At 62.6% G+C, this 18846-nt stretch carries 18 protein-coding genes; 10 read left to right on the top strand and 8 right to left on the bottom strand.

Annotated elements, in window-relative coordinates; all coding sequences use genetic code 11:
* Nucleotides 1-312 precede the first annotated feature (312 nt).
* Nucleotides 313-762, top strand: coding sequence for an azurin (azu, locus tag ABOC32_RS05780; RefSeq protein WP_043198099.1), 450 nt, complete (start codon nt 313-315; stop codon nt 760-762).
* Between the two features lie 111 nt (nt 763-873).
* On the opposite strand, the gene nadE is transcribed toward azu, so the two are convergent.
* Both nadE and pncB read right to left on the bottom strand, forming a co-directional pair.
* Nucleotides 874-1701: an ammonia-dependent NAD(+) synthetase gene (gene nadE, locus ABOC32_RS05785; protein WP_426810383.1), complete on the bottom strand. Its 828-nt coding sequence runs from the start codon at nt 1699-1701 to the stop codon at nt 874-876.
* Between the two features lie 3 nt (nt 1702-1704).
* Nucleotides 1705-2910 carry a nicotinate phosphoribosyltransferase gene (gene pncB, locus ABOC32_RS05790; protein WP_086977232.1) on the bottom strand — a complete coding sequence of 402 codons (1206 nt, stop codon included), beginning with the start codon at nt 2908-2910 and terminating at the stop codon, nt 1705-1707.
* Nucleotides 2911-3434: 524 nt separating this feature from the next.
* On the opposite strand from pncB, the gene ABOC32_RS05795 reads away from it, so the two are divergent.
* The 6 genes from ABOC32_RS05795 to ABOC32_RS05820 all read left to right on the top strand — a co-directional run bounded on the left by ABOC32_RS05795 (nt 3435) and on the right by ABOC32_RS05820 (nt 9990).
* Nucleotides 3435-4571, top strand: a complete 1137-nt coding sequence (locus tag ABOC32_RS05795) for a branched-chain amino acid ABC transporter substrate-binding protein (RefSeq protein ID WP_025752459.1) — start codon at nt 3435-3437, stop codon at nt 4569-4571.
* Nucleotides 4572-4725: 154 nt separating this feature from the next.
* Nucleotides 4726-5640: an ABC transporter permease subunit gene (locus ABOC32_RS05800; RefSeq protein ID WP_016489422.1), complete on the top strand. Its 915-nt coding sequence runs from the start codon at nt 4726-4728 to the stop codon at nt 5638-5640.
* Between the two features lie 2 nt (nt 5641-5642).
* A complete protein-coding gene (gene livM / locus ABOC32_RS05805) occupies nt 5643-6944 on the top strand; it encodes a high-affinity branched-chain amino acid ABC transporter permease LivM (protein WP_233689492.1) in 1302 nt (433 codons plus the stop codon).
* On the top strand, nt 6941-7816 hold the full coding sequence (locus ABOC32_RS05810; RefSeq protein ID WP_016489420.1) for an ATP-binding cassette domain-containing protein: 876 nt from the start codon (nt 6941-6943) through the stop codon (nt 7814-7816). The genes livM and ABOC32_RS05810 overlap by 4 nt, the downstream gene beginning before the upstream one ends.
* Nucleotides 7813-8529, top strand: coding sequence for an ABC transporter ATP-binding protein (locus tag ABOC32_RS05815; RefSeq protein WP_043198088.1), 717 nt, complete (start codon nt 7813-7815; stop codon nt 8527-8529). The genes ABOC32_RS05810 and ABOC32_RS05815 overlap by 4 nt, the downstream gene beginning before the upstream one ends.
* A gap of 693 nt (nt 8530-9222) precedes the next feature.
* On the top strand, nt 9223-9990 hold the full coding sequence (locus tag ABOC32_RS05820; RefSeq protein ID WP_019471449.1) for an SDR family oxidoreductase: 768 nt from the start codon (nt 9223-9225) through the stop codon (nt 9988-9990).
* Nucleotides 9991-10108: 118 nt separating this feature from the next.
* Here the strand turns inward: ABOC32_RS05820 and ABOC32_RS05825 are convergent, their stop codons facing one another.
* The 3 genes from ABOC32_RS05825 to ABOC32_RS05835 form a co-directional block, all read right to left on the bottom strand.
* A complete protein-coding gene (locus ABOC32_RS05825) occupies nt 10109-11206 on the bottom strand; it encodes an AGE family epimerase/isomerase (protein WP_426810384.1) in 1098 nt (365 codons plus the stop codon).
* 176 nt (nt 11207-11382) lie between these two features.
* Nucleotides 11383-12015 carry a TetR family transcriptional regulator gene (locus ABOC32_RS05830; protein ID WP_016501858.1) on the bottom strand — a complete coding sequence of 211 codons (633 nt, stop codon included), beginning with the start codon at nt 12013-12015 and terminating at the stop codon, nt 11383-11385.
* 122 nt (nt 12016-12137) lie between these two features.
* Nucleotides 12138-12455, bottom strand: a complete 318-nt coding sequence (locus ABOC32_RS05835; RefSeq protein WP_426810385.1) for a hypothetical protein — start codon at nt 12453-12455, stop codon at nt 12138-12140.
* A 340-nt stretch (nt 12456-12795) separates the two neighbouring features.
* Here ABOC32_RS05835 and ABOC32_RS05840 point away from each other — a divergent pair, with 340 nt between their 5' ends.
* Nucleotides 12796-14862, top strand: coding sequence for an AsmA family protein (locus ABOC32_RS05840; protein WP_426810386.1), 2067 nt, complete (start codon nt 12796-12798; stop codon nt 14860-14862).
* Between the two features lie 113 nt (nt 14863-14975).
* Here the strand turns inward: ABOC32_RS05840 and ABOC32_RS05845 are convergent, their stop codons facing one another.
* Together ABOC32_RS05845 and osmE are read right to left on the bottom strand one after the other, a co-directional pair.
* Entirely contained in the window at nt 14976-15506 is a 531-nt protein-coding gene (locus ABOC32_RS05845; protein WP_426810387.1) for a ferritin-like domain-containing protein, read from the bottom strand.
* Nucleotides 15507-15554: 48 nt separating this feature from the next.
* Entirely contained in the window at nt 15555-15896 is a 342-nt protein-coding gene (osmE, locus tag ABOC32_RS05850; protein ID WP_027592558.1) for an osmotically-inducible lipoprotein OsmE, read from the bottom strand.
* A 123-nt stretch (nt 15897-16019) separates the two neighbouring features.
* On the opposite strand from osmE, the gene ABOC32_RS05855 reads away from it, so the two are divergent.
* Complete coding sequence (locus tag ABOC32_RS05855) at nt 16020-16910, top strand: alpha/beta fold hydrolase (protein WP_426810388.1); 891 nt, start codon at nt 16020-16022, stop codon at nt 16908-16910.
* Here the strand turns inward: ABOC32_RS05855 and ABOC32_RS05860 are convergent.
* Nucleotides 16907-17779, bottom strand: a complete 873-nt coding sequence (locus tag ABOC32_RS05860; protein WP_426810389.1) for a DMT family transporter — start codon at nt 17777-17779, stop codon at nt 16907-16909. The genes ABOC32_RS05855 and ABOC32_RS05860 overlap by 4 nt on opposite strands.
* A gap of 250 nt (nt 17780-18029) precedes the next feature.
* Here ABOC32_RS05860 and ABOC32_RS05865 point away from each other — a divergent pair, with 250 nt between their 5' ends.
* On the top strand, nt 18030-18818 hold the full coding sequence (locus tag ABOC32_RS05865; protein WP_426810390.1) for an AraC family transcriptional regulator: 789 nt from the start codon (nt 18030-18032) through the stop codon (nt 18816-18818).
* Nucleotides 18819-18846: the final 28 nt, after the last annotated feature.

The following is an 18846-nucleotide window of genomic DNA, read 5'->3' on the forward strand; positions in this document are numbered from 1 at the left end:
CATGCCCGTCGCTTCCAAGGCCGCGTTCATTCCGGGCGGGAGAAGTCGCAGATGGCGCCCGTGGCTCCGTGGGCGTAGGCGGCGAGCAGGCTGTTGATGAATGCAGAGATGGGCATTTGGTATTGCTCCTAAATGAGAGGTTGTCCCATCGTCTATTAAAAGGGCATGATGTGCTCTTAGATTGGTTGTATACAATCCATTGAACAATTCTACTGGCTGGCCTCTTGACGCCCCCCTTGACTCATATCAGAAAGGGGCCGAGCGGTTTCAGGCAGTCTCGCAATTGATAAAACCCTGCCAAGGAGATTCATGATGTTTGCGAAAGCTGTAGCGGTATCCCTGCTGACCCTCGCCAGCGCCTCTGTCTTTGCAGCCGAATGCTCGGTGACTGTCGAATCGACGGACCAGATGTCCTACACCACCAAGGAATTCACCGTCGACAAGAGCTGCAAGGAATTCACCGTCAAACTGACCCACTCCGGCAACCTGCCGAAGAACGTCATGGGTCACAACCTGGTGATCAGCAAGACAGCCGACATGCAGGGCATTGCCACTGAAGGCATGAGCCAGGGCATCGAAAAGGGTTATCTGAAAGAAGATAACGCCAACATCATCGCCCACACCGCGATGATCGGCGCGCCGGAAAAAGAAACCGAAGTGAAGTTCGACACTTCCAAGCTGGAAGCCGGTGGTGACTACAGCTTCTTCTGCACCTTCCCGGGCCACATCTCGATGATGAAAGGCAAGGTGGTAGTCAAGTAATCGAAGGCTGACGCCGAACACTGTGGGAGCGGGTTCACCCGCGAATGCAATGGTGACTTCACCGACGCATTCGCGGGTGAACCCGCTCCCACAGGTCTTACTACAGCCTGATCAAGGGGCGAACGGCAGTTCGCGCTTGTGCTGGGTCTTGCGGTAGGTGGCGACGATGATGTCGAACGCTGCCTGGTCAACCGGCAACCCATGCAGGAAGGCGTCGATCTGCTGGTAGGTCACGCCATGGGACGCTTCGTCCGGCTTGCCCGGTTCCAGGTCTTCAAGGTCGGCCGTCGGCACCTTCTCCACCAGTGCCTCCGGTGCGCCAAAGCTGCGTGCAATGGCCCGTACCTGGTTCTTCACCAGCCCGCTCAGCGGCGCCAGGTCGCAGGCACCATCACCAAACTTGGTAAAGAAGCCCATCACCGCCTCGGCGGCGTGGTCGGTGCCGATAACCAGGCCTGCGCGGGCACCGGCAATGGTGTACTGGGCAACCATGCGCGTGCGCGCCTTGACGTTGCCCACCACGAAGTCCACCAGCGTCGGCGAGCCGTTCTTCAACTCCACCACTTCAGTCGCCAATGCCCGGACTGCCGGGGCGATGTCCACCGTGTGCACTTCATCGGCCTTGATCACGTCCAGGCAGGCCTGGGCGTCATGCTCGTCATGCTGCACCTGGTAGGGCAGGCGCACGGCGATGAAGGTGTAGGCCTTGTCGCCGGTGTCGGCGCGCAGTTCATTCACGGCGCGCTGGGCGAGCAAGGCGGCAGTCAGCGAGTCGACACCGCCGCTGATGCCCAGCACCAGGGTCTTGAGCCGGGCGTTGGCCAGGCAATCCTTGATGAATGCCACGCGCCGGGCGACTTCGGCCTCGAGCGCGGTAGCGTCGGCGAACGGCGGCTGTACCTTCAGCGCCTGGGCAATCTCTTGCTGAACCGCTTGCATGGGTTACTCCTTGCTGGGGACTTTGAATACGTGGCGCATGTAGGCGACGAAGTTCTCGTCACGGCACTGGGTCTTGGCGGCTTCGTCCGAGATCTTGGCCACTGGCGCGCCGTTGCAGTCGGTCATTTTAAGCACGATGTTCATTGGGGCCACACCCGGTATGTCACACGTCAGGTTGGTGCCGATGCCAAAGCTGACGTTGATGCGACCGCGCAGGGCTCGGAAGATCTCCAGTGAGCGGGTCAGGTTGAGGCCGTCGGAAAACACCAGGGTCTTGGTCATCGGGTCGATACCCAGTTTCTGATAATGGGCAATGGCCTTCTCCGCCCAGGCCACCGGCTCGCCCGAATCGTGGCGCAGGCCGTCGAACAGCTTGGCGAAGTACAAATCGAAATCGCCGAGGAAGGCATCCATGGTGATGCAGTCGGTCAGGGCGATACCGAGCAGGCCGCGGTACTCGCGCACCCAGCAGTCCAGCGCGGCGATCTGGCTGTCGATCAGGCGCGGGCCGAGCTGCTGGTGGGCCATGATCCACTCGTGGGCCATGGTGCCCAGCGGCTTGATATCCAGTTTCCATGCCAGGTCGACGTTGCTGGTACCGACGAAGCGGGCCGGGAAGTCGTCGCGCAGCACCCGTACCACGTCTTCCTGCACACGGCTGGAAAAGCGCCGGCGGGTGCCGAAGTCGGCTACCTGCAGGTTGGCCAGTTCGTCGTCGCTTGCATGCGCTCGCAGCCAGTCGAACTTGCGGTACAGCTGGTCGCGGGCTTCGGCCAGGCGCATGTGCGGGTGCAACTGGCGGTTGCGCACTTCGCTGATGATCGCCAGCAGTGGCACTTCGAACAGGATCACATGCAGCCACGGGCCTTTCAGGCGCAGGAACAGCTGGTCGTTTTCAATGCCGATACGCACATAGCGCAGGTTGAAGCGGAACAGGCGCAGAAAGCGCAGGAAGTCGGGCTTGAGGAAGCTGATGCGTTCGAGGAAAGCCAGCTGGCCATCATCCAGGGTAAGGTCGCTGAGCAGTTCGAGCTGGTGGCGGATCTCGCCCAGGTAGGGGCGCAGGTCCTCGCCGTTGCGGCAGCGGAATTCCCATTCGACGTCGGCGTCCGGGTAGTTGTGCAGCACGCCCTGCATCATCGTGAGTTTGTAGAAGTCGGTGTCGAGCAGGTTGTGCACGATGCGCTCGGCGAATGCGCTCTCGCTCATCAATGGGGCTCCGGAAGCGGCGAATGGCCGACATTGTGCCAGCCTTTGCATCGTGTGTGGCTGTTCTGGCCTCTTCGCGGGCTTGCCCGCTCCCACAGGCACTTCGCTGAGTCCAAGGCCAATGCCATACTTGTGGGAGCGGGCGAGCCCGCGAAGAGGCCGGAACAGCCAAAACAGAGGTGTTTTTCCGTGCACCGGCTAGCCTTCAAACGGTGCCGCCTGTAGCAGTCGCGCACCAGCGGTGTGCACTTCGGTGACGTCCGCTGTTACAGGGCGGTTGCACGTAAACACTTGCCAGGGTTGCAATGATGGCACATGGCGGTTGCTCCTTGTCTGTACGTGTGGTGGCGCCTGCCGCGCGGCAGACGGTTGCACGCTCAATAAAGAAAAGGCCGTCGGTCGCCTGCGGTGCACCTGCGCAGTGTGTTTTCCCGGAAGACAAAACCTATGGCACGGCCCTTGCTCTGAGCACAGGGTTGAGAAGTTGTAGTGCCAACCAAAAAAAACTCTAGGAGCACCACCTCATGTCGCAGACGTTTTACAAGAAAGGTTTCCTGGCTCTGGCTGTAGCTACGGCCCTAGGTGTTTCTTCGTATGTTCAGGCCGACGTCAAGATCGGTGTAGCGGGCCCAATGACCGGGGCTAACGCAGCGTTTGGCGAGCAGTACATGAAAGGTGCGCAGGCAGCGGCCGACAAGATCAACGCCGCCGGTGGCGTCAACGGCGAGAAAATCGTCCTGGTCAAAGGCGATGACGCCTGCGAACCGAAGCAGGCCGTGGCTGTGGCCAACCGCCTGGCCGATCAGGACAAGGTGATCGGCGTAGTGGGGCACTTCTGTTCTTCCAACACCATTCCAGCCTCTGAGGTGTATGACGAAGCGGGCATCATCGCCATTACCCCGGGCTCGACCAACCCACAAGTGACCGAGCGCGGCCTCAGCGCCATGTTCCGCATGTGTGGCCGTGACGACCAGCAGGGTATCGTCGCTGGCGACTACATCGTCGACGTGCTCAAGGGCAAGAAAGTCGCAGTGCTCCACGACAAGGACACTTACGGCCAGGGCCTGGCCGACGCGACCAAGGCGCAGCTGGAAAAACGCGGCGTGAAGCCTGTGCTGTATGAAGGCCTGACCCGTGGCGAGAAAGACTTCAGCGCCGTGGTCACCAAGATCCGCTCCACCGGTGCCGACGTGGTCTACTTCGGTGGCCTGCACCCAGAGGCCGGCCCGCTGGTACGCCAATTGCGCGAGCAGGGCCTGAAGGACGTCAAGTTCATGTCCGATGACGGCATCGTCACCGACGAACTGGTCTCCACTGCCGGCGGCGCGCAATACGTCGATGGCGTGTACATGACCTTCGGCGCCGACCCACGCCTGCTGCCCGACAGCAAGGCGGTGGTAGAGGAGTTCCGCAAGGCCGGTACCGAACCTGAAGGCTACACCCTTTACGCCTACGCCTCGCTGGAAGCCCTGGCTGCTGCGTTCAATGGCGCCAAGTCGAACAAGGGCGAAGACGCGGCCAAGTGGCTCAAGGCCAACCCGGTCAAGACCGTCATGGGCGAGAAGAAGTGGGACAGCAAGGGTGACCTGACCGTGTCCGACTACGTGGTCTACCAGTGGGACAAAGACGGTAAATACCACCAGCTGGAAAAACAAAAATAATAACGGCCCACGGCCCGGGCTGATGCCCGGGCCCAAGCCCCGCTGTACCTGTCTTTATTCGTAGATCTGCACAGTTCTGCGCTGCGAGGGCCCCGCACCGGTGGCCCGCGCCGTGGTCGGCGCTCGTGCAATCTCAATCAGGTGAGATTGCGTTATGGATGGTATTTTCCTGCAGCAACTGGTCAACGGCCTGACCCTCGGGTCGGTCTACGGCCTGATCGCCATCGGCTACACAATGGTCTATGGCATCATCGGCATGATCAACTTCGCGCACGGCGAGGTGTACATGATTTCCGCGTACCTCGCGGCAATCAGCCTGGCATTGCTGGCCTATTTCGGCGTCGAGTCGTTCCCGCTACTGATGTTGGGTACGCTGTTGTTCACCGTCGTCGTCACGGGCGTCTATGGCTTCACCATCGAACGCATCGCCTACAAACCCCTGCGCAACTCCACCCGCCTGGCACCGCTGATCAGTGCCATCGGCATCTCGCTGATCCTGCAGAACTACGCACAGATCAGCCAGGGCGCCCGCCAGCAAGGCGTGCCAACCCTGCTTGAAGGTGCCTTGCGTGTCGAAGTCGGTACCGGCTTCGTGCAACTGACCTACACCAAGATCTTCATCCTGATTGCCGCTTTCGTGGGCATGGGCCTGCTCACCTACGTGATCAAGTACACCAAGCTCGGCCGCATGTGCCGTGCCACCCAGCAAGACCGCAAGATGGCCTCGATCCTGGGCATCAACACCGACCGGGTGATTTCGTACGTGTTCGTCATCGGTGCAGTAATGGCCGCCCTGGCCGGTGTGCTGATTACCATGAACTACGGCACCTTCGACTTCTATGCCGGCTTCATCATCGGCATCAAGGCGTTCACCGCCGCGGTGCTCGGCGGTATCGGCTCGCTGCCTGGCGCCATGCTCGGCGGCATCATCCTGGGTATTTCCGAGTCGCTGTTCTCTGGCCTGATCAACTCCGACTACAAGGACGTGTTCAGCTTCTCGCTGCTGGTGATGATCCTTATCTTCCGCCCACAAGGCCTGCTGGGTCGCCCGCTCGTGGCTAAGGTGTGAACATGTCCGTTGCCAAAACTGCCTCTGCTTCCGAAACCAAGGGTTTCGACCTTAAACGCAGCCTGCTGGAGACCCTCGTCGCCGGCCTGCTGGCACTCATTGTGTTTGGCCCGGTCGTCGGCGTGGTGCTCGACGGCTACACCTTCAATGCCGAGCCGCGCCGGGTGGCCTGGCTGGTCGGCGGGGTGATGCTGGGGCGCTTCCTGCTCAGCCTGTACCTGCAGACTGCCGCTGGTGTGCGCATGCTCCAGGGCTTTGATAGCGGTGGCTCGGGCGTGCATGTGAACGCGCCGGACTACAAGTCGCGCTTGCGCTACATCATCCCGGCGCTGGTGGTGATTGCCATCGTCTTCCCGATCTTCGCCAACAAGTACCTGCTGACCGTGGTCATCCTCGGGCTGATCTACGTGTTGCTGGGCCTTGGCCTGAACATCGTGGTCGGCCTGGCTGGCCTGCTCGACCTGGGCTACGTGGCGTTCTATGCCATTGGCGCCTACGGCTTGGCACTGGGTTACCAGTACCTCGGCCTGGGTTTCTGGAGCGTGTTGCCCCTGGCGGCCATCGCCGCCGCGTTGGCGGGGTGCATCCTCGGCTTCCCGGTGCTACGCATGCACGGTGACTACCTGGCAATCGTGACCCTGGGCTTTGGCGAGATCATCCGCCTGGTGCTGAACAACTGGCTGTCGTTCACCGGTGGCCCCAACGGCATGCCGGCGCCTTCGCCAACCTTCTTCGGCCTGGAGTTCGGCCGCCGGGCCAAGGATGGCGGGGTGCCGATCCACGAGTTCTTCGGCTTCGATTACAACGCCAACCTCAAGTTCGTGTTCATCTACGCGGTACTGTTCCTGGTGGTGCTGGCCGTGCTGTACATCAAGCACCGGCTGACCCGCATGCCGGTAGGCCGCGCCTGGGAAGCGCTGCGCGAAGACGAGATCGCCTGCCGCTCGATGGGCCTGAATCACGTGCTGGTCAAGCTTTCGGCCTTTACCCTGGGCGCCTCCACTGCCGGCTTGGCCGGGGTGTTCTTCGCCACCTACCAGGGCTTCGTCAACCCGTCGTCGTTCACCTTCTTCGAGTCGGCGCTGATACTCGCCATTGTCGTGCTGGGTGGCATGGGTTCGACCGTGGGCGTGGTGATCGCAGCGTTCGTGCTGACCGTGGCACCGGAGCTGCTGCGCAGCTTCTCCGAATACCGGGTGCTGCTGTTCGGCGTGCTGATGGTGCTGATGATGATCTGGCGACCGCGTGGGCTGATCCGCATCAGCCGTACCGGTGTGACCCCGCGTAAAGGAGTGGCGCCATGAGCGACGATATCATTCTCTCTGTCGACAACCTGATGATGCAGTTCGGTGGCATCAAGGCGCTCAGTGATGTCAGCCTGAAGGTTCGGCGCAACCAGATCTTCGCCCTGATCGGCCCCAACGGCGCCGGCAAGACCACGGTGTTCAACTGCCTGACCGGCTTCTACAAGGCCAGTGGCGGGCGCATCGAGCTGAATGTGCGTGGCAGCCACACCAACGTCATCCAGCTGCTTGGCGAGCGCTTCCAGGCAGCGGACTTCGTGTCCCCGGCACGCTTTGCCAACCGCCTGTACTACAAGATGTTCGGCGGCACCCACCTGGTCAACCGCGCAGGTTTGGCGCGCACCTTCCAGAACATTCGCCTGTTCAAGGAAATGTCGGTGGTGGAGAACCTGCTGGTGGCCCAACACATGTGGGTCAACCGCAACCTGCTGGCCGGGGTGCTCAACACCAAGGCCTACCGCAAGGCCGAAAGTGACGCGCTGGACCATGCGTTCTACTGGCTGGAAGTGGTCGACCTGGTCGACTGCGCCAACCGCCTGGCCGGCGAGCTGTCGTACGGCCAGCAGCGCCGCCTGGAAATTGCCCGGGCCATGTGCACGCGGCCGAAGATCATCTGCCTGGACGAACCGGCGGCGGGCCTGAACCCTCAGGAAACCGAGGCCCTCAGCCGCATGATCCGCGTGCTGCGTGACGAGCACGACATCACTGTGGTGCTGATCGAGCATGACATGGGCATGGTCATGAGCATTTCCGACCATATCGTGGTGCTGGACCACGGCAACGTGATTGCCGAAGGCGCGCCGCAGGAAATCCGCCACAACCCGACGGTGATCGCCGCCTACCTGGGTGCAGACGAAGAGGAACTGGTATGAGTGCACCCATTCTCGAACTGAAGGACCTGGACGTGTTCTACGGGCCGATCCAGGCGCTGAAAAAGGTTTCGATGCACATCAACGAGGGCGAGACGGTCAGCCTGATCGGGGCCAACGGTGCCGGCAAGTCGACCCTGCTGATGTCGATCTTCGGCCAGCCGCGGGCGGCGTCCGGGCATATCGTCTATCGCGGCACCGACATTACCCGCAAGTCCTCGCACTACATTGCTTCCAACGGCATTGCCCAGTCGCCGGAAGGGCGCCGGGTGTTCCCCGACATGACCGTCGAGGAAAACCTGATGATGGGCACCATCCCCATCGGCGACAAGCATGCCGCTGAAGACATGCAGCGCATGTACGAGCTGTTCCCGCGGCTGAAGGAACGGCGTACCCAGCGGGCCATGACCATGTCCGGTGGCGAGCAGCAGATGCTGGCAATTGCCCGGGCGCTGATGAGCCGGCCGAAGTTGCTGTTACTGGATGAGCCCTCGCTGGGGCTGGCGCCGATCGTGGTCAAGCAGATCTTCTCGACCCTGCGTGAGCTGGCCAAGACCGGGATGACCATCTTCCTGGTGGAGCAGAACGCCAACCATGCGTTGAAGCTGTCCGACCGGGCTTATGTGATGGTCAACGGGGAGATCCGCATGACTGGCACCGGGCAGGAGCTGCTGGTCAACGAGGAAGTGCGCAACGCCTATCTTGGCGGCCACTGAGTTGCAACCGGGGCCGCTTTGCGGCCCATCGCCGGCAAGCCAGCTCCCACAGGTACTGCGCTGCCTTCAAAGTGTGTGCGATCTCTGTGGGAGCTGGCTTGCCGGCGATGGGCTGCACAGCAGCCCCGTTTCCAATGTGGACAACTTGCCACGCCTCTCTCTCGATACCTGTCAATATCCCCTCGCAAGCCCTTGTTTCCACAGGCTGAATCTTGTCCACGGATAATGTGGAACCGCCTGTGGAAAACATGGTGGCACCTCGCTCCAGCCCTTTGATACCAAGCCCTGTAGCGATGCGATCATTTTTTGATCACATACGCCTTGTGGATGGTTTTCCGAAGTTTTTCACAGTCCTGAAAGCCCGCCTAAATCAAAGTCAGCCCTGTGGATAACTCTGTGTAAAAACCTTGGACAGACCGCTACAGGCGGCATGCTTGAAAGCCTGGCGCCATCACCGAAAAGATATCCACCGACCACACATCGCTGAAAGGGTTCCGCACGGTGGACAAGTTGCCCCCAATCCGTGGGGAAAGCCTTGTGGATAACATGCGCATAGCTGGCGGCGGGCCTTCTGCCGCAAGGGTTTGCCGGATATGAACAAAAAATGAACAGCGCCTTGAACGGCTTGCTGACAGCGCGCGGCGCGGGCATGCTGCGAAGCTGCCGATGACAACCTACCGTGAGGAACAGAGCATGACGTCCACCGTATTCATCACTGGTGCCACTTCCGGATTCGGCGAGGCCACCGCCCGCCGCTTTGCCGAAGCTGGCTGGAAGCTGGTGCTCACTGGCCGCCGCAAGGAGCGCCTGGACGCCCTGTGCGCCGAACTGTCGGCCAAGACCGAAGTGCACGGCCTGGTGCTCGACGTGCGTGACCGCAAGGCCATGGAGCAGGCCATCGCCAGCTTGCCGGCCGGGTTCGAAAAGATTCGCGGCCTGGTCAACAACGCTGGCCTGGCCCTGGGGGTGGACGCGGCGCAGAACTGCAGCCTGGACGACTGGGAAACCATGGTCGACACCAACATCAAGGGCCTGATGTACACCACCCGCCTGCTGCTGCCACGCCTGATTGCCCATGGCCGCGGCGCGTCGATCCTCAACGTGGGTTCCGTGGCGGGCAACTACCCGTACCCGGGCAGCAACGTGTATGGCGGCACCAAGGCCTTCGTCGGCCAGTTCTCGCTGAGCCTGCGCTGCGACCTGCGCGGCACCGGCGTGCGCGTGAGCAACATCGAGCCGGGCCTGTGTGAAAGCGAGTTCTCGCTGGTGCGTTTCGGCGGTGACCAGGCCAAGTATGACGCCACCTACGCCGGTGCCGAGCCGATCCAGCCGCAGGACATTGCCGAGACCATCTTCTGGATCCTCAACCAGCCGGCGCACATCAACATCAACAGCCTGGAACTGATGCCGGTGAGCCAGGATTGGGCAGGGTTCTCCATCGACCGTTCGGTCAAGGGCTGATTCAGGAAAGCGGGGCCGCTTTGCGGCCCATTCGCAGCACAAGGCTGCTCCTACAGGGAAAGCGGTGCCTCTGAAACCTGCGCAATACCTGTAGGAGCAGCCTTGTGCTGCGAAAGCGTCAGCTCAGGCGCTGCAACCCTTCCAGGCAAGTCGCCAGATGGTAGGGCGTAGTAGAAGGCATATCATGCCGGCTGACGTTGCCCTCACCATCCCGGCACTCATACCAGCCCGCTTCCCGCAAGAACCGCGCTTCCAGCGCCTGCAACTGTTCAACCAGCTTCGCCTCGCTCCCCGCGCGCAGCACGAGCGCCCGTAGGTATTCCGCCTGTGCCCAGATGCGCTGTGTGGCATCCAGCACACGGCCATCCACATCCAGCATCGCCAGCACAGCCGCATCCTTCACCCCGTACTGCTCGGCAAAGCCGAAAGCCCGGTCGATGGACGCATGCAGCGGCGTGTCGCGCAGCAGCGGCGAGGTGTGCAGCAGGTAGAACCACTCGAACTGGTGCCCCGGTTCGAACCAGTTATCCACAGCCCCGCGTGGCTTTTCCAGCATCAGGCCATGGGCCGGTTCGACGAAGTGCGCCTGCAGCGCTTCACACAGCTGCAGCAGCGACTGCTGGGTATGCTCATCGTCACGCACCGCCAGCACTTGCAAAAACGCCTCGGCCAGGTGCATCTGCGGGTTTTGCAGCGGGCCGCTGCCAAGGTCGGCCCAGTCTTCGCCCAGGCTGGCTTCGTACAGGCCGTCGTCTCGGGCGAACTGCTGGTCGATGATATCCAGCGCAGCATTCAGGGTGGATTCCACCAGGCTTTCGCGCACCTTGCCCCAGTAGTGCGCGCAGGCAAAGACGATGAACGCGTGGGTGTACAGGTCCTTGCGCCGGTCCAGCGGCTTGCCCTGGGCATCGATGCTGTAGAACCAGCCACCGTGCTCGGCATCGTGGAAGTGCTTTTGCAGCGAGCGGAACAACGCCGCCGCGCGCTCGGCCGCGCCCGGTTGCCCGATACGGCTGCTGAACAGGTACAGCTGGCGTGCGCAGGCCATGGCCCGGTAGCGCTGCGCCGGCAACGGTTGGTGCTGGGCGTCCAGGGCCTCGTAGGGCAGGGCCATGTCGACATTCCAGCCCGGGCCTTGCCACAACGGCACGATGCACTCGGCGAAGTGCTGGGTGAAGCGGGCCAGTTCAGGCAGGGTGGGGCGGGGGTTGGACATTTCGGCGCTCGTCGCTGTCGGGCAGGGCGCCATGGTAGCAGAACTGGGGTTTTCGGTAGCCTGTGCCGGCCCCTTCGCGGGTGAACCCGCTCCCACAGGTATTGCGCTGCCCTCAGGTTCGCTGCCGTCCCTGTGGGAGCGGGTTCACCCGCGAAAAGGCCGGTACAGGCAACCCATCAACCCGGGTTGCCGAGCCCCTGCCAGTGCCGTGCGCCGACAAAGATGAAGCGCAGCTGCTGGGTGATCTTTTCCTGCGCCGTCAGCGCCTGTGGATAACCCGATTCGGGGCTGTCGATAAGCTCGGGCAGGGTAGCGAACACGGTCTTCACCACCAGGTCGGCCATCACTGCCAGCGCGGCGTTGTCCAGGTGCTGCCAGCGCTTCATGCGCGCCAGGTCGGTGGCCAGGTCGTCGCTGATGTCCTGGCGCAGGCGGGCAATGGCCTGGCGCACGGCCTGTGAGCCACCGTATTGCTCGCGGGCCAGGAACAGGAACTGCGCGCGGTGAGCAGCTACCACGTCGAGGAAAATGCGCACCGAAGCGTCTGTGATGCCGCCCAGTTCGAATTCGTTCTGGCGCACCAGGCGGATGGTCTGGCGGAAAGTGGTGTCGATTTCGGCCACCAGGGCCAGACCCAGGGCGTCCATGTCGGGAAAATGCCGGTAGAAGCCGGTGGGCACGATGCCGGCCGTCTTCGCCACTTCACGCAGGCTGATACTGCCGAAACCACGGCCACTCTCCATCAGCAGGCAGGCGGCATCGAGCAGGGCCTGGCGGGTCTGTAGTTTCTGTTCGGCGCGCGGCAGCATGGTGCGGGCTTCTGTGACGGTAAGGCTGGGCACTCTAGATAAAAAAACAAAGCCCGGTCAATGGACCGGGCCTGGAGGGGAGCAAGCGGTGTGACCCAGGTTGTTCTTTTGGGCCATGGTGATCAGCTCACACGGCTGAGTTCAACCAGGCGATCGGAGCCACCTTCGGCAACGCGGCCACTGCGTTCGATCAAGCGATCAGAACCACCTTCGGCAACGCGGCCAGAGCGTTCGATCAGGCGATCAGAACCACCTTCGGCAACGCGGCCACTGCGTTCGATCAGGCGATCAGAACCACCTTCGGCAACGGTTTTCAGCGGCTGGGCGATCTCGGCAGCGCTGGAGCGGGATTCGGCGGTCAGGTGTTGGTCGTCGGCTGGCAGGGCAAAAGCGTTGGCAGCCAGGATGGACAGGGTAAGGGTCAGCAGATGGCGTTTCATGATTTCGGTGCTCCTCTCGGGGGCTGGAAAGTGGGTACGGAGCCAATGCTACGCTCGGTAACGCCAGAGAGAAGTTCATACGGGTAATGGTAACAATCGACCGCATTGATAGAGGTTTGCAACCGCTCTGGAAAGCGCCTTACAGAACGGCTGACGACGATCTGGCTGGGCTGTTGCCGGGTAGCAGGCACCGCCTGGCGCGACGTATTGCTGAGCAAAAGGCCAGGAAAACTTCGCTATCATGCCGCTCTCGATAAAACCCCACGGGTTTTCCACAGTCCGACATATTGACTGCCATCGCTGCACCCGTTTTGTGCCATGCCGCAAGGAGAATCACGCAATGACGCGTCCCGCCAGAATCCTCGTCTGGACCCTCGCCACCCTGCTCACCCTGCTGGCGATTCTGGTGGTGGTGATCGCCACCTTTGACTGGAACCGCGTAAAGCCCCTGCTCAACGAAAAGGTTTCCGAGGCCCTGCACCGGCCTTTCGCAATCAACGGCAACTTGGCCGTTCACTGGCGTACCGAGCCTGAAGAGGGTGGCTGGCGTGCGTGGGTGCCATGGCCGCATTTCATTGCCGAAGACCTGACCCTGGGCAACCCGGAGTGGCTCAAGGAGCCGAAGATGGTCGGCCTGGAGCGCGTGGAGTTCCGCCTGGCGCCGTTGCCGCTGCTGTTCCAGCAGATCAGCATCCCGCGCATCGACCTGACCAGGCCCACTGCCAGCCTCACTCGCCTGGCCGATGGCCGTGCCAACTGGACGTTCGACTTCGGCCCCAAGGATGAAAACGCAGAACCTTCCAAATGGCAGCTGGATATCGGAGCGATCGGTTTCGACCAGGGGAATGTCAGCTTCGACGACCAGACCCTGAAAACCAGCATGAAGGTGCAGATCGACCCGCTGGGCAAGCCGATCCCGTTCAGCGACATTGTCGGCAAGGCCAGCGCCGAGAAGGCCGGCGGTGCACAGGACTACGCCTTCGGGCTCAAGGCCCAGGGCCGTTACAAAGGACAGCCGGTGTCCGGCACCGGCAAGATCGGCGGCTTGCTGGCCTTGCAGGACGCCAGCCAGCCATTCCCGCTGCAAGCCGACGTGCGCATCGCCGACACCCATGTGGTGCTCGCCGGCACCTTGATCGACCCACGTAACCTGGGCGCGCTCGACCTGCGCCTGCGCCTGTCCGGTGCCAGCCTGGGCAACCTCTACCCATTGACCGGGGTAACCCTGCCAGACACCCCGGCCTACTCGACCGACGGTCGCCTCAGCGCCAACCTGCATGCCGCGCAAGGCGCGACGTTCAACTACCAGGGCTTCAACGGCAAGATCGGTGACAGCGACATTCACGGTGACCTGGCCTTCGTCGCCAGCCAGCCACGGCCCAAGCTGTCCGGCAACCTGGTGTCCAACCAATTGCTGTTCAAGGACCTGGCGCCGCTGATCGGCGCCGACTCCAACGCCGAGCAGAAGGCCCGTGGGGGTGCCAGCAAGCAGCCTACGGGCAAGGTGCTGCCGGTAGAAGAGTTCCGCACCGAGCGCTGGCGCGCGATGGACGCCGACGTCACCTTCGCCGGCAAGCGCATCGTGCACAGCACGCAGCTGCCGTTCAATGACCTGTCGGCCCACGTGATGCTTGAAGACGGCCTGCTGCGCCTGGAGCCCCTGCGTTTTGGCGTGGCCGGCGGCAACCTGGCCTCCAAAATTCGCCTGGACGGTCGCAGCGTGCCCTTGCAGGGCCGCGCCCAGCTGACTGCCCGAGGCTTCAAGCTCAAGCAGCTGTTCCCCACTTTCGCGCCGATGCAGACCAGCTTTGGTGAGCTGAACGGCGATGCCGACATCAGCGGCCGTGGCAATTCGGTGGCGGCGTTGCTGGGGACAGCCAATGGCGACCTGCGCATGCTGATCAACGATGGCGCGATCAGCCGCAGCCTGATGGAGATCGCCGGCTTGAACGTGGGCAACTACGTGGTCGGCAAGCTGTTTGGTGATGAGGATGTGAAGATCAATTGCGCGGCGGCTGACGTGGGGATCAAGGATGGCCTGGCGACTACGCGGCTGTTCATCTTCGATACCGAGAACGCAATCATCTACATCAACGGCACGGCCAATTTTGGCTCCGAGCAGCTGGACTTGAAGGTGACCCCGGAATCGAAAGGCCTGCGGCTGTTCTCGCTGCGTTCGCCGCTGTATGTGCGCGGGCCGTTTGCCAAGCCCAACGCCGGCGTGCAGGCGGTGCCGCTGGCGCTACGTGGTGCGGGAATGGTGGCGCTGGGTGTGGTGGCCGGGCCGGCGGCAGGGTTGCTGGCGCTGATTGCGCCTAGCAGTGGGGATGATCCTAATCAGTGCACGCCGCTGTTGCAGCAGATGAAGGCCGGCAAGGCGCCGGCTGCGGTGAAAGGGCGGAAATAGCAGGGGGCCGCTTTGCGGCCCATTCGCGACACAAGGCCGCTCCTACAGGGGTACGCGATCCCTTGTAGGAGCGGCCTTGTGCCGCGAATGGGCTGCAAAGCAGCCCCTTACGATTACAGCCCTTGCAGCAGGTCGGACATGTCGTCCGCGTGCTCTTCTTCCTGCGCCAGGATGTCCTCAAAGATGCGCCGCGTAGTCGGATCTTTATCGCCGATGTACTGAATGATCTCGCGGTAGCTATCAATGGCGATCCGCTCTGCCACCAAGTCTTCCAGCACCATCTCCTTCAACGAATTCCCCGCCACATACTGGGCATGGGAATTCTTGGTCAGGTTGTCGGGGTTGAAATCCGGCTCGCCGCCCAACTGCACAATACGCTCGGCCAGCTTGTCGGCATGTTCGGCTTCCTGTTTGGCATGCTCCAGAAATTCCTCGGCAGCCACGCTGGCCTTGATGCCGCTGGCCATGAAGTAGTGGCGCTTGTAGCGAAGTACACAGACCAGCTCGGTGGCCAGCGACTCGTTCAGCAGGCGCAGGATTTCCTCGCGATCGGCATGATAACCCTCGGTCACCGCGCCTTGCTCGACATGTTGGCGGGCACGCTCGCGCAGGGTTTTCACATCGGTCAGTTCAACGTTGCTCATGGTTATCTCCACACAGATCAGTACGGTAGGTGAGGGTGAGGCACAGACTTAGGCGCCATGGACGGCGTCGCTGTCCTCCTGGCGTTGTTTACAGGTCTTGAAGCCCTTGGCATCGACATGGCCGGTGGCGTCGAAACGCACGTAGTAGGGCTGTTGCTTGCCGTCGCGGTTGAGGATGTAGTCGTTGCAGGTACCCCCGTGCGGCAGGTCGATCACGTTCGACGGGCTGCCGCCGATGGCGATGACCTTCTGCATGGTCATGCCGTGCTCCACCTGCTTGACCAGCGGTTCGTCGCGATAGGTGACGTAGTCCACCGGGTTTTCCGGGCGGCTGCCGCAGGCGGCCAGGGTGGCGCTTGCCAGAAGGATTGCCAGGGTCTGCTTGTACATGGTCCCGCTCCTTGCAAAGGGTCTGTGTGGTTTGGAACCACAGCGCGCGCCGGGAGTTCGATTGCGATGGTCATGATTGGCGCTGTAGTGTTGGCCGGTCGTCCACGGAAAGGGGCTGGGGCAATGCAGCAGGAATTGGCCACGCGATACCCGTTGGTGCTGGTGCCGGGCATGCTCGGGTTTGTCCGGGTAGTGCTCTACCCCTACTGGTTCGGCATCGTGCCGGCCCTGCGCAAGGGCGGGGCGCAGGTGTTCCCGGTCCAGGTTTCGCCGCTGCATTCCAGCGAGGTGCGCGGCGAGCAGTTGCTGGCGATCATCGAAGACATCTGCCAGCGCACCGGTGCCGACAAGGTCAACCTCATCGGCCACAGCCAGGGCGCCCTGAGCGCACGGTATGCAGCGGCGAAGCGGCCTGGGCGGGTGGCGTCGGTCACCTCGGTGGCCGGCCCCAACCACGGCTCGGAACTGGCCGACCACCTGGAGCGCACGGCACCCGGAGACTCACCTCAGGGGCGCATCCTGAAGGCCGTGCTGCATGGTTTTGCCGTGTTGCTGGTGTGGCTGGAAACCGGCTGGCGCCGCGACCGGTTGCCGGTCGATGTGCATGCCTCGCACCAATCGCTGACCAGCGACGGGGTCGCGCTGTTCAACCAGGCTTATCCACAGGGCCTGCCGGACATATGGGGCGGGGAAGGGGCCTATGAGGTCAATGGCGTGCGCTATTACTCGTGGTCCGGCACCTTGCAGCCCGGCCTGACCGACCAAGGGCGCAACCGCTTTGACGGCAGCAACCGATTCTGTCGCCTGTTCGCCCGCAGCTTCGTCAAGGAAAAGGGCCACTGCGACGGCATGGTCGGGCGTTTCAGTTCGCATTTGGGGCAGGTGATCGGCGACGACTACCCGCTCGATCACCTGGATATCGTCAACCAGTCGCTCGGCGCCGTGGGCAAGGGCGCCGAGCCGGTGCGGCTGTTCACCGAGCACGCCGCCCGGCTCAAGGCTGCCGGGCTTTAGCGGCGTATCGGCGTGGTCCAGCGCTCGGCCAGCACCACACCGGCCAGGGTCAGCACGCCACCGACCAAGTGGTAACTGGCCAGTTGCTCGTCAAGCACCACGGCGGCGATCAGCGCGGTGACCAGCGGCAGCAGGTTGAAGAACAGCGTGGTGCGGCTTGGCCCCAGGCGATGCACGGCCTGCATCCACAGCAGCGGCGCAATCATCGAGGCCAGCACGCAGGCGTACAGCACCAGGCCGATGTTACGGCTGCTCAGGCCGGTCTTGTCCGACAGCAGGAACAGCGGCAGCAGCACCACGATGGCCACCAGCACCTGCAAGTACAGCAACTGCAGCGGTGGCAGGCGCAACTGCCATTTTTTCAGCAGGAAGCTGTACAGCGCGTAGGCCAGGGTGGCCACCAGCATCAACAGGTCACCGCTGTTCAGGCCGTGTTCCAGCAGGCTGGCGGGGTGGCCGGCACTGACCACTTCCAGCACGCCGAAGAATGACACCACCGCGCCCAGCAGGGCGCCGTAGCTCAGGCGCTGGCCCAGCCAGGCGATGGACAGTGCCAGTGACATCAGCGGCATCAACGAGAGGATGATACCCATGTTGGTGGCGCTGGTGATGCCGGCGGCGAAGTAGGCCAGGCTCTGATACATCGCCATGCCCAACACGCCGAGCACGAGCACCTTGCCCAGGTGCGGGCGGATGGCTGCACGGTTGCGCCACATGGCGGGCAGCAGGAACGGGGTGAACAGCAAGCCGGCCAGCAGCCAGCGATAGAAGCCGATCTCGGCAGGGTGGATGGCACCGGCGGACATCTTGGTGACCACGGTGTTGCCGGCCCAGATGAGGATGGCGGTGAGGGGGAACAGGTAATTCATGTTGCGGGTACTCGGTATGGCGGTTTTGGGGCGAGTCGCACTGCTTGCGCGGTCCCTGTAGGAGCAGCCTTCTGCTGCGAAAGGGCCAGTGTGGGCGAAAGATCTTTAATGGCGGTGCCGGCCTCTTCGCAGCACAAGGCTGCTCCTACAGGGGGCAGTGTGTCTGCAGGCCCCGGTACCAATCATTATCAGCTGTCTGTCCATAAGCCTATACTCCTATCCAGACAACCCGCCCCGCAAAGCAGACAGCATGCAGCGCAAATACCTCGATATCCCCCAGTTCACCCAGCTCCCGGCCCCGGTGTACTTTCGCCACGACGAGTTCGTTGCCGACACCCACAGCGCCGTGCACTGCCATGCCTGGGGCCAGCTCAACTACTCCGCTCACGGCGTGATGCACCTGGATGTGGCCGGCCAGCGTTTCCTGTCGCCGCCGCAATACGCCGTATGGGTACCGCCCGATACCGCGCATGGCTGCTACAACCCGCAGGCCATCGTCTACCGCTCCATCTACCTCGACCGCAGCCTGTGCACTGCTCTGCCACAGAAACCGTGCAGCCTGATGATCAGCGATATCCTCAAGGCCATCCTCGGCGACTTCGCCCGGCGCGACCTGAAGGTGGCCGAAGACGAGCGCGACCAGCGCCTGGTGCAGGTACTGCTCGACCAGCTGCTGCTGGCGCCTACCCAGGCCTGCTACCTGCCGTTTGCCCACAGCGATGGCCTGGCCCAGGTGCTCGACGCCCTCAGTGCCGAGCCTGGTGACAACCGCCCGCTGGCCGATTGGGCTGCCCGCGTGCATGTCAGCGAACGCACCCTGGCCCGCCAGTTTTTGCGCGAACTGGGCATCAGTTTTGGCGAATGGCGCCTGCGCCTGCGTTTTCTGCGGGCCATCGAAGCGCTGGAGGCCGGCCTGCCGATTCAGGCCATTGCTTTCGACCTTGGCTACAGCAGCGCGTCGGCGTTTATCGCCATGTTCCAGCGCCAGGCCCAGTGCACGCCCGAGCAGTACCGCCGGCAGGCACGGGCGGGGCGCTGAAATTCTTGGCTACACTCAGCTCGACCCC

The organism is Pseudomonas sp. WOUb67 (genome assembly GCF_050058005.1).
Taxonomy (GTDB): domain Bacteria; phylum Pseudomonadota; class Gammaproteobacteria; order Pseudomonadales; family Pseudomonadaceae; genus Aquipseudomonas; species Aquipseudomonas putida_R.